Raw genomic sequence first — 18759 nt, forward strand, 5'->3', positions numbered from 1 at the left:
GAGAGCCTTTTGTGGATAAAGCAGAACAAAAACTGCATCAGGAACAGCGCTTAAAGCGTATGCAATGGATTTTTCTGATTACCTTCTTTTTATTTTCCGCGATTATTCTGCGATTGGCTCAATTACAGATTATAGAGGGGAGCGAGTTTGAAAAGGTACTAAGCTCTCGCTCCCTCAAAAAAGACCCCATTCCGGCAGTTCGCGGCGATATTTATGATCGTAATGGCAAGTTGCTGGTACATAGCAGAGCTTCATTTACAGCAGTTTTTCATGAACCAGAGGGTATAAAGCAGCGGGAGATTATCGAATTAGCCAAGAAGCTTGAAAAAGTTCTCCGAGGAATGACACAAAGCGCAATTATTAAAAAGCTGGATGTAGGCTTCACCTGGGAGAATGGGCAGCGGAAAAACATTGCTCGCAATGCCCCAAAGTATATGGAAAAAGAAATTAAGTATGACCTGACACCAGAGGAAATTGCTTATTTAGAGGAGCATCGGGGAGATTTGCCAGGGGTAGATGTGGTAACGAAATCGATCAGAGAATACGATACCAAACAAATAGCTGTACAAACGATTGGCTACGTTCGTCCTTATCATGTAGCCCAAAATTTGAACAGTTCGTTTTATAAAACAGAGCAGGAGAATTATCTTCCTGATCAATTGGTTGGATTAGACGGAATCGAGCGTAGCTATGAAAAGGAACTACGCGGAAAGAATGGCTATCGCTTATATGAGGTGGCGGCCGATCAGTCCGTACAACGCGAGCTAAAGAAAGAGGCTCCCATACGTGGTCAAAGTCTCTATCTAAACATTGATGAGCGTGTACAGTTAGAAATTAGAGATTTCATTAAAGACTTCCTCCCCAAGCTAAGAGGAAGTGTTTCATTAGCTTCTGGAGCGAAAACAGCTTATGTGGTAGCGATGGAAGTGGATACCGGTAAGGTAGTTTCGATGGTCAGCTATCCCGAGTATGATCCTAATGTTTGGGTGCATGGTCCAGATCAGGCTACTTATGAGCAAATGAAATACTCTGTTACTAATGGGACGATTCGTGAAGCTCCTTACGATGTTCGACCATTAACAGGCCCTTCAGCGGAACAGGAAAATAATAAACACCCCAAATCAATCGTACCCTCCGGCTCTGTGATGAAACCCATTACAGTATTGCTAGGGTTACAAGAGGGCATCATTACGCCGAGCGATCAATGGACCGATCCGGTTACGTACTACTATGGTCGAGGGAACGATCGAATAAAAAACGATAACGGTCATAATTACGGTGTCCTCAATCCAGTAAAGGCGATAGCTAAATCCTCGAATACGTATATGGCACGCATTGGAGAAGGTGTTGCCAAAAAGGAGGGTAACAGAGCAGTTTTGCAGTTGCAGGAGTACTATCATCAATTTGGTTTGGGCGTGTTGACGGAAGTGGACCTACCGAGTGAGAATAAGGGCAAAGAGGATTATCTAGTTATGAATCAAAACTATGGGCCACTGGCTGCAATGGTACAAGCCTCCTTTGGACAACAGGTTCGAGCCACGACAGTTCAACTAGCTCAATACGCCGCGACTTTAGCTAATAATGGCGTTCGACTACAGCCTCAGCTTATCGATAAAATCGTAGATGAAAAAGGAAACATTGTGTTTCGACCCAAGCCTAAGGTTCTAAATAAAATCGAGCAACCGCAAGTACATTGGGATATTTTACGCAATGGAATGATACAGGTAACACAACCAGGCGGAACCTCTGTCAATGCATTTCGAGGCCTTCCCTATCAGGTAGCAGCCAAGACAGGTACATCTGAACAGGATATTTATGTACCTGTCACTTCGACGAATTCAATCGGGAAATCTATTACGAAATGGCACAAACACGCAAGGGTCAATAATGGTGTCATTATCGCCTATGCACCTGCGGACAAACCGAAGCTAGCAGTAGCAGTGGTTGTACCAGAGGGCGGTTATGGAGGGCGCTCTGCATCAAATATTAGTCGAGCGGTGTTTCAAGCATACGATAAATACGTGGGGTTAAAATGAGAAGCTGATGAAAGCTGGCATTTGCACAGCAGGAGTAAAAGCCTGGCAATGCTGGCTTTTTTCTTTTTGTACATAAAAGCAGTATAGATGTGAAACTTTTTTCCGATTTTTTGTAACTAATAGGTTGTAATAAAGATCAGCATGCTTGATTGAAATAAGCAAAGCTGGGGTACTTTATTTTGCCTTCTGATTAGAATTGCTTGGCACAGTCCTTCTCCCTGTAATAAGATATGTCATAATAATATAAAATTTCGTGAGTTATGTATAATCATAGGAAGGATGAGGAGAAGGTGCAGCATAAAAATAAGACAGTGGTGAAAGCATTAGATTTACTTTCTCTATTTCTTACTCATCCACATTTAACGTTAGCTCAATTAGTAGAATTAACCGATAAGCCAAAGACCTCTGTGCATCGTATGGTCGGGTCACTTGAAGAGATGGGATTCCTTCGTAAGGACGAGGAGGGGCGGTATGCGCTTGGGTTAACCTTTCTACAGTATGGTCAACTAGTGTCCGATCGGTTAGATATTCGCCAAATAGCTCTTCCCTGGATGAATCAGCTAAGAGAGGAGATGGGGGAAGCTGTTCATCTTATTATGAAGGATGGACTGGATGCCATTTATGTCGAGAAGCTAGATACCAAGCATCCGGTGCGATTGTATACGAAAGTAGGGAGGCGCTCTCCTTTGTATGCGGGGGCCTGTTCACGAATTATTTTAGCGTTTCTTCCGTTTGCAGAGGTTGAAGAATATCTGGAAAACGTCCGATTTGAGCGTATTGCGAAAGGGACCATTACGAACGGCAAGGAGCTATTGGAAAAACTGGAAGAGTCTCGTCAAGATTATTATACGATCAGTTACTCGGAATTAGAGAACGAGACTGTCTCCGTGGCGGCTCCTATTTTTGATCATCGGGGCAAACTAATAGCTGGTCTTAGTGTTGCAGGTCCTGAGGTGCGCTTTCAGCCTGATAAACTACCTTTGCTAATTAAAGAAACAATGGAGACAGCCGAGCGAATCTCGCGTGCGCTTGGTGGGCAAAGAGAGTATCCGCGGCATCGATGGACCCAACTGGCATAGCTTTCACTAGACTTTTGATAAAGATGATAGAAGAAGAATAACAAAACTACCTAGCGATTTGTTGGGTAGTTTTTTCTGTAAATTGCTTCTTGTCAATCTATTAAACTAAATCTATAATGAGTAAAAATATAAAAAATGGAACGATTATTCCGAATTTCGGAACGAGTAACGCTGGCATTTCCAGGTATCACAATGTACAAGTCAAAGGGAGGGGAAGCAATGTATCGCGTAGATTTGAATTGTGATTTGGGAGAGAGCTTTGGTGCGTACCAGATGGGGAACGATGAAGAGATTCTTGCATGTATCAGCTCGGCAAATATCGCTTGCGGTTATCATGCAGGAGATCCATCTACCATGCGTCAGACCGTTTACATGGCTCTGGAAAAAGGAGTAGCGATTGGAGCACATCCAGGGTTGCCCGATTTAATCGGCTTTGGCCGCCGTACGATGGACATTTCGCCACGTGAGGCACATGATATGGTGCTATACCAGATAGGAGCCCTACATGCCTTTGTGAAAGCGCAGGGGGGTGTTCTGCATCATGTGAAGCCGCATGGAGCCTTGTACAATATGGCGGCACAAAGTGAGAGCTTGGCCGAAGCGATTGCAGAAGCCGTATATAGCTTGGGTTCAGAATTAATTTTGTACGGGCTATCGGGAAGCCGATTGCTTAAGGCAGCCGAAAAGCTTGGATTACGCAGTGCCCATGAGGTATTTGCTGATCGCACCTATCAAAGCGATGGATCACTTACCTCCCGCCGACAGCCCAATGCCGTTTTAACTGACACGGATGCAGCGGTCAGCCAAGTAATTCGAATGGTTAAAGAAGGGAAAGTTACCTCACAGCAAGGAACAGATGTTAGGATTCAAGCGGATACCGTCTGCATTCACGGTGATGGAGCTCATGCGCTATCCTTTGCCAGACAGATCCGATCACAATTGGAAAACGAGCAGATCAGAGTTGAAACTGTGGGACATCAAGCGTAAGGCTACGTACAAGAGTAAACAAAAATGTTTTACCAAATAGAGATAAACAGGTAGATTCCATGAGATAAAGGGAGGCTGTACATGTTATCACTGATCGGAATTTTAATTGTTATTGTCGGATTTGCTTTGCGCTTTAATCCACTACTCGTTGTTACAGTGGCAGGGATTGCTACGGGACTTGCAGGGAATTTATCGTTTGAACAAATCTTAATTACATTTGGAGAAGCTTTTGAAAAGAACCGCTATTTATCGTTGTTTATTTTAACGCTACCAATTATTGGTCTTTTAGAACGATACGGGCTAAAGGAACAGTCACAGCGATTAATTCGCAAAGTAAAAGCGGCTACTACGGGTCGATTGCTGATTTTGTATCTATTTGTACGAGAAGTGACTGCCATGCTAGGACTAACCAGCTTAGGTGGACATGCTCAGATGGTTCGTCCGTTGGTAGCGCCGATGGCAGAAGGAGCAGCCGAGAACAAACACGGTCAATTGCCTAAAGAGTTAAGCGACAAAATTAAGGCTCAATCAGCAGCTACGGATAATATTGGTTTATTTTTTGGAGAAGACATTTTTATTGCTTTTGGAGCCGTCCTATTGATGCATGGCTTCTTCCAACAAAACGGCATCTCACTTGAACCTCTTCATATAGCAGTATGGGGGATTCCAACTGCAATTGCGGCCTTCCTGATTCATGGCACAAGATTATATTTATTTGATGGAAAAATCAGAAGATACATGGAAGAAAGCAAACAACTGCGCAAAAGTGCGTAGTATTACATGGAAGGGAAGGTGACCGCTATGTTCATCCAGTTAGATTTTATCTATTATCTTGCCGGCGTGTTTCTTGTCATTATTTCTATTTTAGCGTTAAGAGATAAAAGTAATCCCCGTCGTTTTACCACCTCCCTTTTCTGGGCCTTATTTGCCTTTTCCTTTTTAGGAGGCAAGCTAGTATCTTCTTTGGTCATGGGCATCATTGTGCTGCTAATGGCGCTTATTGCTGGTTTGGGCGGAGTGCGTTTGGGAACGTATCAGCAAACAACGGATGAACAAAGAGAGGCTAGCGCCAAACGTTTTGGGAATCGTTTGTTTATTCCCGCCCTATTGATCCCGGTTGTAACCGTAATTGGTAGTGTTTTATTGAAAAATGCCAAAATAGGCGAAATATTTTTACTCGATCAGCAGAACGTTACGCTGGTGAGCTTAGGAGTCGCTTGTTTAGTCTCGTTAGTGGTAGCGATGAGCATTACCAAGACAAAAGGTATTCAGCCAGTAAAAGAGTCGCGTCGTTTGCTGGATGCGATCGGCTGGGCTGCTGTCCTGCCGCAAATGCTAGCCACATTGGGAGCATTGTTTGGAGCCGCAGGAGTGGGCACAGTGATCGCTGATCTAGTAAGTTCTGCGATTCCGGTGGATAATCGTTTCCTAGTTGTCGTTGCATATGTATTGGGGATGGCCTTGTTCACGATGGTAATGGGGAATGCATTTGCGGCCTTTCCTGTCATGACTGCTGGGATTGGGCTACCCTTGTTGGTGCAAATGCACGGTGGAAGCCCGGCCGTGTTAGGAGCAATTGGTATGTTTTCTGGGTATTGTGGCACGTTGCTTACTCCGATGGCAGCCAATTTTAATATTGTTCCGGCGGCTCTATTAGATTTGCCTGATAAAAATGCGGTGATAAAAGCGCAGGCTCCGACTGCTTTATTGCTGTTAGGAATTAATATCTTTCTAATGTACTATTTGCTGTTTTAGGAGGAATATCATGGTGAAGAAAGTTTTGTTAACCGGTTTTGATCCTTTTGGCGGGGAACAAATCAATCCTGCATGGGAAGCAGTGCAACAATGCCACAAGCTTGATATTCCTAATGTTGAGGTAATCATCAAACAAATTCCCACTGTCTTTCATCGTTCTCTGGAGGTCTTGGAGAGCAGCATGGCCGAAGTGCAGCCTGATGTCGTGATTTGTGTCGGACAGGCAGGCGGACGCCCAGACATCACGGTAGAACGGGTAGCGATTAATGTAGACGATGCCCGCATTCCAGATAATGAGGGGAATCAACCAATCGATCAGCCCATTATAGAAGAAGGTCCGGTAGCTTACTGGTCTACGCTGCCAATCAAATCTATTGTCAAAGAGGTTCGTTTGGCAGGGATTCCTGCCTCCGTTTCTCAGACAGCCGGTACATTTGTTTGTAATCATCTCTTTTATGGGTTAGCTCATCTGATAGCTACGCGTTTTACAAGGACAAAAGGCGGCTTTATTCATATTCCCTATTTACCTGAACAGGCCGTTCGGTTTTCTGGACAGCCAAGCATGGGCTTGATGAGCGTGAAAAAGGCTTTGGAGGTTATCGTTCGTACCAGTGTAGGAGTCGAGCAGGATATTAAGGCGATAGAAGGACAGATCAGTTAGAGAGAAATGGTAGAGGTGATCAGGTGCAACAGCCAGATAAACAGATAGAAGGACAAGCGATCAAGCAAAAATGGTCTGTTCAGATTCTACCGCTGGGAGATGCAGCAGTGCTGGTGCAATTCCAATTAGCGGATAATGAGGATGCGGATATTTACCAGCTTGTACAGGCTTTTGCTACTCATATCGAACAACATCCGTTTCCCGGCATGATTGAATTTGTACCGGCTTTTACAAGCGTGGCGATTTATTATGATCCTATCATGGTTAAACAGGTAGTGAACCAACAGACAAACAGCACCGCGTATGAGATCGTAGTGAATAAAGTAAATGGGATGTTAGCAGGGCATACAAGCCAGCTCGAACGACAATCACGATTAATTGAGATTCCAGTCTGCTACGGGGGAGAATATGGGCCAGATTTAGAAGAGGTAGCCAAATATCATCAGATTACTCCAGAAGAAGTTATTCGTATTCACTCGTCAGCTTCGTATAAGGTTTACATGATCGGTTTTGCACCTGGGTTCCCGTACCTGGGAGGAATGTCCACTGAAATAGCTACGCCAAGGAGAGCTTCTCCACGCTTACAGATTCCTGTTGGCTCAGTAGGTATTGGCGGAGAGCAGACGGGGGTCTATCCAATCGAAACCCCGGGTGGTTGGCAGTTGATCGGTCGGACTCCTCTTGCGTTGTTTCGTGCCAAGCAGAACCCGCCTAGTTACTTACGAGCAGGTGATACAGTTCGTTTCCGCCCGATTACCCAACAGGAATATCTGGAATGGGGAGGGGAACAGTCATGAGCATACGTGTAATCAAACCGGGATTACTCACATTAATTCAAGATCAAGGGCGGTTTGGATTTCGAAAATATGGGGTTGTGACTAGCGAAGCGATGGACCCTTTAGCCTTACGGATTGCCAACATGCTAGTGGGCAATTCAGAGCAGCTTGCAACTTTAGAAATGACGCTTACAGGAGCAGAGTTAGCTTTTGAGCACGATAGCCTTATTGCAATTACAGGAGCAGATTTGTCTTTTACGATCAATGGTGAACGTTTACCTATGTGGCGTCCTATTTTTATCAGTGCGGGTACAGTCATGAAAGGTGGAGGCTGTCGGACGGGCTGTCGCGCTTATGTAGCTGTTGCAGGCGGTATTGAGGTTGAGCAGGTGCTAGGCAGCCGCAGTACATATGCTCGTGCCGGAATGGGAGGCTATCAGGGCAGAAGCTTGCAGGCAGGTGATTATCTATCAGTAGGTGAGCAAGCTGATGTGACGCGGGCTTTTCTAAAGAATTGGCACCAGAGGTTAGCGAAGAAGACATCTGTGGAAAGTTGGGCAAGTGTGGATTGGAGTGTTAGTGCCGAATGCCTAGCAACGTACCGAAGAAATCCGCAAGTGCGCATTAGTCGGGGAACCCATTTTTCCTTGTTTACCTCAGAGAGCCAACAGAATTTATTTCATTCCTCCTATAAAATCACACCTCAATCTGATCGCATGGGGTATCGTCTTCAAGGAGCTGTTCTTCAATTGGCAGAACCGATTGAATTATTATCGGAGGCTGTAGCCTTTGGGACCATTCAGGTACCGGCAGAGGGGTATCCCATTATTTTGCTTGCCGATCGGCAGACGACAGGAGGCTATCCGCGGATTGGTCAGGTAGCTACAGTCGATTTACCAATTCTGGCGCAGATGAGACCCGGGGAGGAGATCTTGTTTACAGAGATAAGCAGGGACGAATCGGAACAGCTATTGATAGAGCGGGAACAATTTATTATTGAGCTGCGGCAGGGAATCCATTTGCAAATGAAACGGTAGTCATTGTGTTTATTCCTTTACGAAACGCTCGTTTTCACATCTAAGCATATTCTTGTGCATGTCGCAGGAAATATGCTTTTTTTATTTAATTCCAACTTGACAGATAGGAATTATGTGATTAAACTCAAATACAAAGTTTCCTAATTTTTGGTGTCTATCAAAAAGGTGGAACAGGCATGAAGGGGGCAAACGGTATGTCTGAACAGCAGGCAAGTCGACAAGACCTATGGATGCAGAAAATTTCAGATGCTTTGAAAGGTATTGAGTATGGCTCCGTGCATATTACGATTCATGATTCGAACATTACACAAATTGAGCGAGTAGAGCGTCATCGTTATTCGCTGGAAAAGAAAGAATTTTCGAAAAAACAAAAAGGATAGAGTGCCGATCGGACAACCGAAGGCTCCTTACGTTCGCCAGTGGAGAGTGAACGGGAGGAGTCTTTTTTGTATATAAGCACAACATGCCTTATTGGACGATTAGAGAAGATGAAGGGGGTAACTCAATGAAAATAAGCACTACAACCATAACCAAAGCAACATTTTTAAGCAGTAAAAAGCGACTGAGGTGGCTAACCTGTTTTCTTTCCGGCAGCTTGGCGCTTGTACTGGCTGGGTGCGGAGGGGGAGCATCCTCGACAGGCTCAGAAGATAAGGGAGCCAAAACAGCAGGTACTGCTACAACTGCTTCTAGCAATAATCAATCCTCCTCAAAGCCAATTGAGCTGCTAAATGTCTCCTATGATCCGACACGTGAATTTTATCAGGATTATAATAAAAGCTTTGCTGATTACTGGAAAAATAAAACAGGCCAAACCGTGACCATAAAGCAATCACATGGTGGCTCGGGCAAGCAATCCCGCTCGGTTATTGATGGGTTGGAAGCTGATGTTGTCACGCTGGGTCTCGCATATGACATTGATGCGATTGCAAAAAAGGGACTGATTCAAAAGGAATGGCAATCACGCTTGGAACAAAAAAGCTCGCCATACACCTCTACCATTGTGTTTCTTGTCCGTAAGGGTAATCCAAAGCAGATTAAGGATTGGAGCGATCTGCTAAAACAAGACGTTCAAGTAATAACCCCTAATCCAAAAACCTCAGGAGGGGCAAGATGGAACTACTTAGCCGCTTGGGGCTATGCCAAACAGCTCAACCACAACAGTGACGAAAAGGCTAAAGAATTTGTACAGCAGGTATTCAAGCAGGTGCCTGTTCTAGATTCAGGAGCGCGCGGTTCCACAACGACTTTTGTAGAGCGGGGGATTGGCGATGTACTTCTTGCTTGGGAAAATGAAGCGTTTTTGGCTATCAATGAAATCGGGAAGGACAAAGTGGAGATTGTCGTACCCTCCGTCAGTATTTTAGCAGAGCCGCCAGTGACCGTTGTAGATAAAATCACTGAGAAAAAAGGAACGAAAGAGGTAGCAGAGGCTTATGTAAAATACTTGTATTCGGAGGAAGGGCAGAAAATGGCAGCTCAGAACTTTTACAGACCACGAGTAGAGTCGGTAGCCAAAGCATATGCGAATCAATTTCCTCCTATCAAGCTCTTCACAATTGAAGAGATAGCTGGAAATTGGCAAGAAGCTCACCAAGCTCATTTTGCCGATGGGGGAATTTTTGATCAAATCTATCAGCCATAATCGGTAACAGACGTAACTGACACAAGGTGGTGTAAAAATGAAAAACATCCGGAAACAGTCGAGTATCATACCGGGATTCGGTCTATCGCTAGGGTATACGGTTGTCTATGTGAGCCTTCTTGTGCTGTTTCCTTTATCTGTGCTTGTGCTATCGACTAGCTCCCTTAGCTGGGATCAATTTCTATCTATTGTACTTGCTGACCGAGTGATAGCATCCTATAAGCTTAGTTTTTTAGCCGCTCTAGGGGCCGCCTTAGTAAATACAGTGTTTGGCTTACTGATCGCTTGGGTACTGGTTCGTTATCGCTTTCCTGGTAAAAAAATTCTGGATGGACTAGTTGATCTGCCCTTTGCCCTGCCCACTGCGGTAGCTGGTATTTCGCTTACAGCGGTCTATGCACCTAATGGTTGGATCGGTCAATATATTGAGCCACTGGGTATTAAGGTTGCCTTTACTTCACTTGGGGTTACGGTTGCCTTCATCTTTATCGGAATTCCGTTCGTGATCCGCACTGTTCAACCTGTATTGCATGATGTGGATCGGCAAATGGAAGAGGCGGCCGCGAGTCTGGGTGCCAATCGCTGGATTACGTTTTGGCGGGTTATTTTCCCTCAGCTCGTACCTGCCTTGCTGACAGGGTTCACGTTAGCCCTAGCTAGAGCAGTTGGGGAGTATGGATCTGTTGTATTCATATCAGGAAATATGCCGATGAAAACGGAAATAACTCCGCTTTTAATCATGACAAAGCTGGAGCAGTTTGATTATGCAGGTGCAACAGCAATTGCTTCGGTCATGCTTCTGCTATCATTTGTTATTCTGCTTTTGATCAATATCCTACAGTGGTGGAGTCGGAGAATGTACCGGATGGACATTTAGAAAAGGGGAGGATACAACATGTCATTATCTAACCAGCCTGATATTGCTAAACATCCAGGGGCTTGGTTCATGATCGTACTCTCCGTGCTGTTTTTAGGATTGTTTTTGATTGTGCCGCTGTTATCAGTGTTTACGGAGGCACTAAAGCACGGCCTTCAACCATTTTGGGAGGCGATCGTCGAGCCGGATGCGGTAGCAGCTATACAGCTTACCCTGTTGGTAGCCGCAATTTCTGTTCCACTAAATACGGTGTTTGGGATTGCGGCGGCTTGGGCAATTGCTAAATATCAGTTTCGGGGAAAAAGCATTCTACTTACCCTCATTGATTTGCCTGTAGCTGTCTCTCCTGTTATCTCAGGGTTTTTGTTTGTCTTGGTATTTGGTACGCAAGGATTGCTGGGACCATGGTTAGAAGCTTACGATATCAAGGTCATCTTTGCGGTTCCGGGTATTATTTTAGCAACCATGTTTGTTACTTTTCCCTATGTAGCGCGAGAGTTGATTCCTGCCATGCAATCGCTGGGCAACAATGAAGAGGAAGCGGCTTTGTCACTTGGAGCTACGGGATGGCAAACCTTTTGGCGGGTTACATTGCCTAATCTCAAATGGGGCCTGTTATATGGGATTATTCTCTGTAATGCTCGCGCCATGGGCGAATTTGGTGCGGTATCTGTCGTATCAGGGCATATCCGTGGGATGACGAACACGGTGCCGCTGCAAGTGGAAATTTTGTATAACGAATATAATTTTGTAGCTGCCTTTGCGGTAGCCACTCTATTAGCCTTTTTAGCTATTGTGACACTGATTATCAAGAGCATAATGGAATGGAAAGCAGAGCGGCAATACAATCAAAGGAAGGCAGACGCACCTGTCTGGGGCTATGAAACGGGGGAGAGTGTACATGGGCATTGAAATTAAACAGGTATCCAAAAGCTTCGGGACGTTTTCTGCCCTTGATCATATTAACCTACAGATTCCAAGCGGAGAGCTAGTTGCACTATTGGGACCTTCAGGATCGGGAAAAACTACCTTGCTTCGGCTCATTGCTGGTCTTGAGCAAATGGAACGAGGAGTTATCCGCTTTGATGGAGTAGATGCTACACAAAAAACGGTTCAGGAAAGAAGAGTTGGATTTGTTTTTCAGCATTATGCTCTATTTCGCCACATGAGCGTTTTTGATAATATTGCTTTTGGTTTACAGGTGCGTCCTCGTGCAAAGCGTCCTTCTAAAGACAGCATTCGAGCAAAGGTCATGGAACTTCTCCGTTTAGTCCAATTGGATGGATTAGAATCACGTTTCCCCAATCAACTGTCTGGCGGGCAACGACAACGAGTGGCGTTAGCTCGTGCATTGGCTATTGAACCAAGCGTATTATTATTGGATGAACCGTTTGGGGCACTCGACGCGCAGGTACGTCAGGAACTGCGTCGCTGGCTGAAGCGATTGCATAATACGTTGAAAATCACTACTGTGTTCGTGACGCATGATCAAGAAGAAGCCCTAGAGATGGCAGATCAAGTGGTAATTATGAATAAGGGTAAAATTGAACAAGTGGGAACACCGATCGAAGTCTACCAGAATCCTAGAAATCCCTTTGTTTACAGCTTTTTAGGAAGGGTCAATCAATTTCGTGTCTGTGGACATGAAGGGACTATTCACATGGGACAGCTAGCATGGAAATCAGAAGAAGTTTTGAACTGGAATCATACCGAAGCGATTGGATACATCAGGCCCCATCAAATGGAGCTATCGAGCATTCCAAAAGGGGAGGGCTGGGCGGAAGCTACAGTATTACATGTCTCATTATTGGGCCCGCTTATCCGATTGGAATGTCGGCTAGCGGAAGATAGTACGCTGTTTGAATTAGAGCTAAGTGGAGATCGGTATCGAGAGCTTTGGAAGGATTCTTCTCAGCCGTTGTATGTAAATCTTACATCTCTTCGATTTTTTCCTATCAAGCCAGCTCAACAGCAAGCGATTAAAAGAGTGAATCCCCAGTCTGTTTCACTTACGATGTCAGGGGTTAAGATATGAGGAAAAGGAAAAAACCAACCAAAGCGTCTGCGATGGTTGGTTTTTGCTTTGTTTTTATAATCCAGCAGGCAGCTGATGCTGAGAGTAAATTTCTAATAAGTGAAGAACATCGTCAATTTGATCGGTCTGCAACAAGGTCTGTAATGCTTCTGGAGAAGAAAGAACCGCTGTTAGCTGAGCCAATGCGCGCAGATGTGTTTCATTGTCTATAGCAGCTAGTACAATAAATAGCTGTGCCGAATGCTCCGGTCTTTCTGAGAAGGATACGGGATGCTTCAATTGCAGGAAGCTCATGCTCAGACGTTGAACACCGTCCTGTGGCCTAGAATGCGGAATAGCAATTTTCGGCGCGATTACAATGTATGGTCCATGATCATACACAGAGCGAATCATGGCGTCTACATAAGATGGGAGAATACTTCCATTGCGAACTAAAGGCGCTGATGCAAGCCGAATCGCTTCTTCCCAATTGGCAACGGTTCGTGCTACCTGAATCTGGTCCCTCGTGAGGATGTCTGCAACAGTGGGCTTATAGGTAAGCTCCTTATGTAACGCAGCAGGTTCCAGTAGGTACTCCTTTAGCTCTTGATGGAGAGCTTCTTCATTTTCTATCACCGCATGACGACGAATAATAGACATCATGCCTTCTAACGACTCTGTCGGCTGCTTCTCTTTGTCAGAAATATAAGCTCCTACTCGTCTTAATAAGCGAGCTTTTTCCGCGTCATTAAGAATTGGATTTACCACATAAACAGGTGCATCGCTTTTTGTCAGGGTGGTAGTAGAAAAGATCAGATCAACATCATAAGAGTGGGCTTCATACTCCCGTAAGGAAACCGTTTTACAAATGTCTATAGAAGAGAATAGGTTTTCTAATTGGTTTTGCAGAATTAGTGAGGTGCCAATACCGTTTGGACACACGATCAGTGCTTTTTTCCGTGGTGCCGGATTGGCTCCTTGTTTACGTAGCCACGCTCCAAAATGCATCGAAATATAAGCGATCTCGTCTTCACATACCTTTTGCCCAACTAGCTGTTCAAAATGAACAATAACCTTCTGTGTTAATAAGAAAATCTCATGATAGTGCGTTTTAATGGAATCGATCAGCGGATTGTCCATATTAATTCCATACTTGATTCGATAGAAGGCAGGCTTAAGGTGTAGCATTAAATCGCGTTTCAGCCCTTCCGGATTTTCAAACATAATGCAAGCGAACTTTTGAAAATCAGTAATCATACGCTGAACCGCTTCCAACAGCATTTGAGTGTGAGAATTCTCCTGATCCGAATGATATTGGTTCATCACACGAGCGCCTAAGAGATGCGTAGCAATGTAATAGGTTTCATCCTCTGGTATCTCAATGTGCAGAGTTTTAGACAATTCATTGCTAATATAGGTCGCCGCTTCAAAATGCTTTGTCTTTTTCAAAACCTCTTTCTCTTCCATATCAATGGTGACATGCTGTCCACGACTGAAGCGCTTACGGAACAGATGGATGTGAATACTTAAGCTCTCCAGAACTTCATCGGTATATTGAATGCCTAATAGGCGCTCGCAAACAGATAAAGCCTCGCGGATTACTTGAATTTCTTTTGTTTTCAAGAAATCCTCTTGCTGTTCCTCTTCTACCATCGAAGTAGAATACGCCATGGTTTGAATGTGGGAGATGAGTTGATTCCAGCTTTGGGTTGTTACGGCCTGAGAGAGATAGAAAATGAGCGCCTTTCGCTTATCCTGTTCCTCGCCCTGAATAAAGTAGCCTTGCTTGCGGTCAAAATGGAGCGATATATGAAAGGCTTGAAGCTCCGTTTTTAATTTTTTTAAATCGTCCAGGGTGGTGTTGCGACTAACACCTAGCCGATTCATCAAATCTTCAAGCAGGATTCGTCCTTCCCGGGTTAAGAGATAAATGGTTAGCCAAGCCTTACGCTCCTTAACGGAATACTCATATTGCCATTTCTTCATTCCTTGCAGCTTATCAGGTATTTTTTGCTTGGTTTGCTCGTCTATATAGTAGCCGGTGCTTCGGATATATTGAACAGCAGGGAGTTGATTTTCTTCCAGCCAATCGTTTATTTTGTTCATATCATAATAAAGTGTACGTTTCGAAATTCCTTGAGATTCTAAGAGCTCCTGTACCGTTACATATGAGTCAGCTTGCATAATTTTATGCAAAATCGCAGCGCTTCGTTGATCGAGCGACATGGATACAACCTCCTTTGCCAGTTGATCTGTTGCCAAGTATTTTGCAAAGATTGGATAGAAGCAAAAGATGATCGATATGATTACCTTCTATTAGGCTTATTATAAAGCAGGATGACTTCATTAGAGAAGACCAAAAACTAGTAATCTTTTGTGCATAAGTTGGACTATTATTCATAAGATTATTCAGTGCGCGCTCAATTTCTTAACACGCAATCGTTTTCAGTTATGATAAGAAAATCAGATCATCATGGATAAAATATAGAAACAAAATTCTCTTAGCAGGAGGAATTTCACATGCAGAAAATCGGAGTTGGTATTGTTGGATATGGTCCGTCAGCTACCACCTTTCATGTTCCGTTTCTACAAGCATCAGAGCATTATGAGATTGTGGCAGTCCTATCTTCCAAACCAGAAAAGGTAAGAGCAGACCTAGGAGATGTGCAGGTGGCTTCGCAATTACATGAGCTATTGCAAAATCCCAAAGTGGAATTGGTCATCATTACGACGCCTACATCGCTTCATTACGAAATGGTAAAAGAAGCGATACAGGCAAAGGTACATATTGTGGTTGAGAAGCCGTTTGCGGTAACAACCAGAGAGGCAGATGAGCTAATTGAGCTAAATAAGCTGACAGGTAAGGTACTAAGTGTTTATCAAAACAGACGGTGGGATAATGATTTTTTGACAATCCAACGCTTATATCAGGAAGGCCGACTAGGTGAAATCTATCATTTTGAATCTCATTATGATCGGTATCGGCCTGAGGTACGTGATCGGTGGAGAGAAAACGCAGGGCCAGGCTCCGGTATTTTGTATGATCTAGGCTCTCACCTGTTAGATCAGGCTATTATGATGTTTGGAATGCCCAAAGCGGTTACAGCAGATGTACAGGCACAGCGACCTGGGGCTAAAACAGATGATTATTTTCATGTCATCCTGCATTATGATCGCTTGCGAGCGATTTTACACGCTGGCATGCTGACAGTTCAACCGGGGCCGCGTTTTCAGGTGCATGGTGATAAGGGAAGTTATATGAAGTTTGGATTTGATGTGCAGGAGGGGGCTATCCGAGACAATCAGCCTCTCAACGCTCCCAATTGGGGTCAGGAAGAAAAAGAATGGTACGGAGAGCTAACCACGATGGTTGAAGGTAAGCCTGTGACAGAAAAAATCGTCTCAGAAAGGGGATCTTATCACCGTTACTATGATCAGCTTTACGAGGCAATTCGTTTAGGCAAGCATGTACCCGTTCATGCAGAACAGGCGCGGATGAATATTTTTCTAATTGAAGCGGCTTTTAAAAGCAGTCGGGAAGGTCGGACTATTTATATAGATTGATCCACAGATATTGTGGATCTTTCACTACTTTGGTAAAGCTTGTGCAATCCTTCACAGAACGGACATCCAAAAGAAGAGGGAAGGCTGAGTTCCCCTTCTATAATAGGGGTAACCTAAGGAGAATGGTGGAAGGAATGGGGAGAAGAGATGGATCCATTTAAAAAACAAGAAAAGGGATTATTTATTCTTTGCATGGTGGTGGCTGTGATTATGCTATTATCCTTTGCGAGGAAGTTCTTTTAACTTGAAGCGTTCATTTTTTTACGCAAAAACGTTTCTGGATTTTTCATAAATATATGAAATCTTTGTTGATCTACATGCTACAATGATAATAAAGAACCGATATAACAAGGAGGCCATATGATGTTTGATAAAATGGTGATAGCTTTGGATGGTTCGCAGTTAAGTCCAAAAGTACAGGAAGCGGCGATTCTATTTGCCCGTGAGAATAAATCCTCGCTCACTTTTGTGCATGTTGTAAAAGAATTACCTGCCTATGTAGCTAGTCAATTAGTATTTATGGTTCATGACGTTCAATCTGAATATCTGGAAGAAGCCAAAAAATACGGTCAAGAAATACTAGATCAAGCATGCGAAGCGGCGGAAAAAGAAGGAGTTCAATGTGAAGCTATCCTGCTTCAAGGAGACCCAGCTAACGAATTGCTCGCTTTGGTTAAAGAAAAGAATGCTGACCTAATCATGATGGGTAGTCGTGGATTGGGAGATTTTAAAGAATTGATGCTAGGTAGCGTTAGCCATCGTATTACACAATTAGCACCGTGCCCGGTCTTTATTATTAAATAAGCAGCTAACAATAAGAGCTTTATCACGGAGCAGAAGCGCGATAAAGCTCTTATTATGATTACATAATGATGACCTCTAGCGCCGAGGCTTTTTACCGAATAGAATCGTCAGGTCAATGGTTATCTCTACTACATTCATTTGTAGAAATGCTTCAATTTCTTCTCTCGTTGCTCCCCAGGATAATGGAGTCATCTGAAGCAGAGCTTCGATGGGGGTATGATTCAAAGCAAAACAATAGCGGACTCGCTTTACATCTACAAGCTGAAAGTGACTTTTAAAGAGAGACAGTGTGTTGTCGTTGGAGTACTTCTGCCTATTCGGTTCCTTGTAAAAAGCCTCTCTCAATTCCTTCAGGTAATCTCTATTAGGGATGACCTTTATGACCATACCGTCGTCAGCCATCATTCTCATAAATTCAGAGTAATTAGATGGCGATAATATATTTAAAATATAATCAAATCGTTCACTAGCAAAGGGGCAATGTGCTATATCCGTAACGCACCATACTGCATTTGGATATTCACGCGAAGCCAAGCTAATACCTTCTTTAGAAATATCTATACCTACTCCTAAAGCCTTACATGTATGATGTTTGCTTATTTTTGCCTGAATGCTAGACAAAAGCGAGCCCTCTCCGCATCCAGCATCTAGTATACTGATCCGTTCCTTTTTGGTTTCGGTCATGATCCTTTCGCTTATGATTTCATTCAAAGGATCAAAAAATCCACCTTTGCAAATAGTCCTTCTGGATGTAAACATTTGTTTACTGTATTTTGTGCTTGAGGCTCTCGTTAATAAATTGATATATCCATGCCCAGAGAGATCAAAATTATGACCCTTGATGCATAGTAGACTTTTTCGATTAATCATGTGCATTTGATTCTTACAAACCGGGCATCTAAAGATATCTTCAGACTCTAAAATCAGACTGGTACATTCTCTGGAATTCTTTTTTGGGGACACAAAAACACCTCATTCATTCGTAGTCGGTGAATGAAAAAAGGCACAGTCAAATAAACCCAAGACATTTTTTGAAAAAATGGTTGAGATTAACATGAACTGTACCTCACATTACCGTAGACGAATGAATTTGATGATCATAATGTTCAAAGGCTCCTTTGGATAAAGTAAAAGGCTTTCACCCAGCTTTTATTGTAGCATATTTCGCTGTACCAAGATGAATTTTCCCTGCTACCAGCTTATTTTTAATCTTGAGATGTTATTTCGTTGAAGTGCTTAATCTCCTGTTGACTTGGGAGAAGATTAGAGCTTATTATATACCCATAGGGGTATATAATCCCTTACATGTAAATGTGGTTGAGATATTTTTTTATTTTGATTAATACCCCGTGGGGTATCTTCAGTTTTGATACAGGAAATGACATTCAACATACAAAAGGAGCCAACAACTTATGAAAAAGAAAATCATCATAGTAGGTGGAGTAGCAGGTGGAGCAACAGCAGCAGCAAGATTGCGTCGGCTAAGTGAGCGGCACGAGCTGATTATGATTGAACGGGGTGAAC

The 18759-nt window shown here is 43.6% G+C and carries 17 protein-coding genes and 1 pseudogene; 15 read left to right on the forward strand and 3 right to left on the reverse strand.

Translation table 11 applies throughout. The annotated features are described in order from the left end of the window. Positions 1-11 precede the first annotated feature (11 nt). The 13 genes from AYJ08_RS13410 to AYJ08_RS13470 all read left to right on the forward strand — a co-directional run bounded on the left by AYJ08_RS13410 (position 12) and on the right by AYJ08_RS13470 (position 12888). Positions 12-2036: a peptidoglycan D,D-transpeptidase FtsI family protein gene (locus AYJ08_RS13410; RefSeq protein ID WP_064018146.1), complete on the forward strand. Its 2025-nt coding sequence runs from the start codon at positions 12-14 to the stop codon at positions 2034-2036. Between the two features lie 290 nt (positions 2037-2326). Further along, entirely contained in the window at positions 2327-3115 is a 789-nt protein-coding gene (locus AYJ08_RS13415; RefSeq protein ID WP_064018147.1) for an IclR family transcriptional regulator, read from the forward strand. Positions 3116-3334: 219 nt separating this feature from the next. Next, on the forward strand, positions 3335-4102 hold the full coding sequence (locus AYJ08_RS13420) for a LamB/YcsF family protein (RefSeq protein WP_064018148.1): 768 nt from the start codon (positions 3335-3337) through the stop codon (positions 4100-4102). 81 nt (positions 4103-4183) lie between these two features. Then, positions 4184-4876: a DUF969 domain-containing protein gene (locus AYJ08_RS13425; protein WP_003343290.1), complete on the forward strand. Its 693-nt coding sequence runs from the start codon at positions 4184-4186 to the stop codon at positions 4874-4876. A 27-nt stretch (positions 4877-4903) separates the two neighbouring features. Further along, a complete protein-coding gene (locus AYJ08_RS13430; RefSeq protein ID WP_064018149.1) occupies positions 4904-5857 on the forward strand; it encodes a DUF979 domain-containing protein in 954 nt (317 codons plus the stop codon). 13 nt (positions 5858-5870) lie between these two features. Next, positions 5871-6518 (forward strand): pyroglutamyl-peptidase I, encoded by a 648-nt coding sequence (gene pcp / locus AYJ08_RS13435; RefSeq protein ID WP_064018163.1) that lies wholly within the window; start codon positions 5871-5873, stop codon positions 6516-6518. A 23-nt stretch (positions 6519-6541) separates the two neighbouring features. Then, a complete protein-coding gene (gene pxpB / locus AYJ08_RS13440) occupies positions 6542-7315 on the forward strand; it encodes a 5-oxoprolinase subunit PxpB (protein WP_064018150.1) in 774 nt (257 codons plus the stop codon). Next, positions 7312-8331 (forward strand): 5-oxoprolinase subunit C family protein, encoded by a 1020-nt coding sequence (locus tag AYJ08_RS13445; RefSeq protein ID WP_064018151.1) that lies wholly within the window; start codon positions 7312-7314, stop codon positions 8329-8331. Before pxpB ends, AYJ08_RS13445 begins: the two co-directional genes overlap by 4 nt. 230 nt (positions 8332-8561) lie before the next feature. Then, positions 8562-8711: a YezD family protein gene (locus AYJ08_RS13450; RefSeq protein ID WP_369799683.1), complete on the forward strand. Its 150-nt coding sequence runs from the start codon at positions 8562-8564 to the stop codon at positions 8709-8711. A 125-nt stretch (positions 8712-8836) separates the two neighbouring features. Further along, complete coding sequence (locus AYJ08_RS13455; RefSeq protein WP_064018152.1) at positions 8837-9976, forward strand: sulfate ABC transporter substrate-binding protein; 1140 nt, start codon at positions 8837-8839, stop codon at positions 9974-9976. Positions 9977-10013: 37 nt separating this feature from the next. Then, positions 10014-10853, forward strand: a complete 840-nt coding sequence (gene cysT / locus AYJ08_RS13460) for a sulfate ABC transporter permease subunit CysT (protein WP_064018153.1) — start codon at positions 10014-10016, stop codon at positions 10851-10853. 18 nt (positions 10854-10871) lie between these two features. Further along, complete coding sequence (gene cysW, locus AYJ08_RS13465) at positions 10872-11765, forward strand: sulfate ABC transporter permease subunit CysW (protein WP_064018154.1); 894 nt, start codon at positions 10872-10874, stop codon at positions 11763-11765. Then, positions 11755-12888 (forward strand): sulfate/molybdate ABC transporter ATP-binding protein, encoded by a 1134-nt coding sequence (locus AYJ08_RS13470; RefSeq protein ID WP_064018155.1) that lies wholly within the window; start codon positions 11755-11757, stop codon positions 12886-12888. Before cysW ends, AYJ08_RS13470 begins: the two co-directional genes overlap by 11 nt. Before the next feature lie 54 nt (positions 12889-12942). On the opposite strand, the gene AYJ08_RS13475 is transcribed toward AYJ08_RS13470, so the two are convergent. Continuing rightward, entirely contained in the window at positions 12943-15093 is a 2151-nt protein-coding gene (locus AYJ08_RS13475; protein WP_064018156.1) for a BglG family transcription antiterminator, read from the reverse strand. A 294-nt stretch (positions 15094-15387) separates the two neighbouring features. On the opposite strand from AYJ08_RS13475, the gene AYJ08_RS13480 reads away from it, so the two are divergent. Both AYJ08_RS13480 and AYJ08_RS13485 read left to right on the forward strand, forming a co-directional pair. Then, positions 15388-16431 (forward strand): oxidoreductase, encoded by a 1044-nt coding sequence (locus tag AYJ08_RS13480; RefSeq protein WP_064018157.1) that lies wholly within the window; start codon positions 15388-15390, stop codon positions 16429-16431. A gap of 360 nt (positions 16432-16791) precedes the next feature. Then, positions 16792-17235: a universal stress protein gene (locus AYJ08_RS13485; RefSeq protein ID WP_082890955.1), complete on the forward strand. Its 444-nt coding sequence runs from the start codon at positions 16792-16794 to the stop codon at positions 17233-17235. 75 nt (positions 17236-17310) lie between these two features. On the opposite strand, the gene AYJ08_RS13490 is transcribed toward AYJ08_RS13485, so the two are convergent. Together AYJ08_RS13490 and AYJ08_RS24935 are read right to left on the reverse strand one after the other, a co-directional pair. After that, a complete protein-coding gene (locus tag AYJ08_RS13490) occupies positions 17311-17946 on the reverse strand; it encodes a methyltransferase domain-containing protein (protein WP_369799684.1) in 636 nt (211 codons plus the stop codon). A 93-nt stretch (positions 17947-18039) separates the two neighbouring features. Continuing rightward, a pseudogene (locus tag AYJ08_RS24935) lies at positions 18040-18198 on the reverse strand (putative RNA methyltransferase); the annotation flags it as partial. Positions 18199-18759 lie beyond the last annotated feature (561 nt).

The sequence above is a fragment of the Brevibacillus sp. SKDU10 genome, from assembly GCF_001645205.1.
In the GTDB taxonomy this organism is placed as follows: domain Bacteria; phylum Bacillota; class Bacilli; order Brevibacillales; family Brevibacillaceae; genus Brevibacillus_B; species Brevibacillus_B halotolerans.

Excerpts from the sequence above, each read along its gene's own strand:
- AYJ08_RS13430 (WP_064018149.1), top strand. The coding sequence starts at position 4,904 with ATGTTCATCCAGTTAGATTTTATCTATTATCTTGCCGGCGTGTTTCTT.
- AYJ08_RS13480 (WP_064018157.1), top strand. The coding sequence starts at position 15,388 with ATGCAGAAAATCGGAGTTGGTATTGTTGGATATGGTCCGTCAGCTACC.
- cysT (WP_064018153.1), top strand. The coding sequence starts at position 10,014 with ATGAAAAACATCCGGAAACAGTCGAGTATCATACCGGGATTCGGTCTA.
- AYJ08_RS13470 (WP_064018155.1), top strand. The coding sequence starts at position 11,755 with ATGGGCATTGAAATTAAACAGGTATCCAAAAGCTTCGGGACGTTTTCT.
- AYJ08_RS13485 (WP_082890955.1), top strand. The coding sequence starts at position 16,792 with ATGATGTTTGATAAAATGGTGATAGCTTTGGATGGTTCGCAGTTAAGT.
- AYJ08_RS13450 (WP_369799683.1), top strand. The coding sequence starts at position 8,562 with ATGCAGAAAATTTCAGATGCTTTGAAAGGTATTGAGTATGGCTCCGTG.
- AYJ08_RS13475 (WP_064018156.1), bottom strand. The coding sequence starts at position 15,093 with ATGTCGCTCGATCAACGAAGCGCTGCGATTTTGCATAAAATTATGCAA.
- cysW (WP_064018154.1), top strand. The coding sequence starts at position 10,872 with ATGTCATTATCTAACCAGCCTGATATTGCTAAACATCCAGGGGCTTGG.
- AYJ08_RS13445 (WP_064018151.1), top strand. The coding sequence starts at position 7,312 with ATGAGCATACGTGTAATCAAACCGGGATTACTCACATTAATTCAAGAT.
- AYJ08_RS13425 (WP_003343290.1), top strand. The coding sequence starts at position 4,184 with ATGTTATCACTGATCGGAATTTTAATTGTTATTGTCGGATTTGCTTTG.
- AYJ08_RS13455 (WP_064018152.1), top strand. The coding sequence starts at position 8,837 with ATGAAAATAAGCACTACAACCATAACCAAAGCAACATTTTTAAGCAGT.
- AYJ08_RS13420 (WP_064018148.1), top strand. The coding sequence starts at position 3,335 with ATGTATCGCGTAGATTTGAATTGTGATTTGGGAGAGAGCTTTGGTGCG.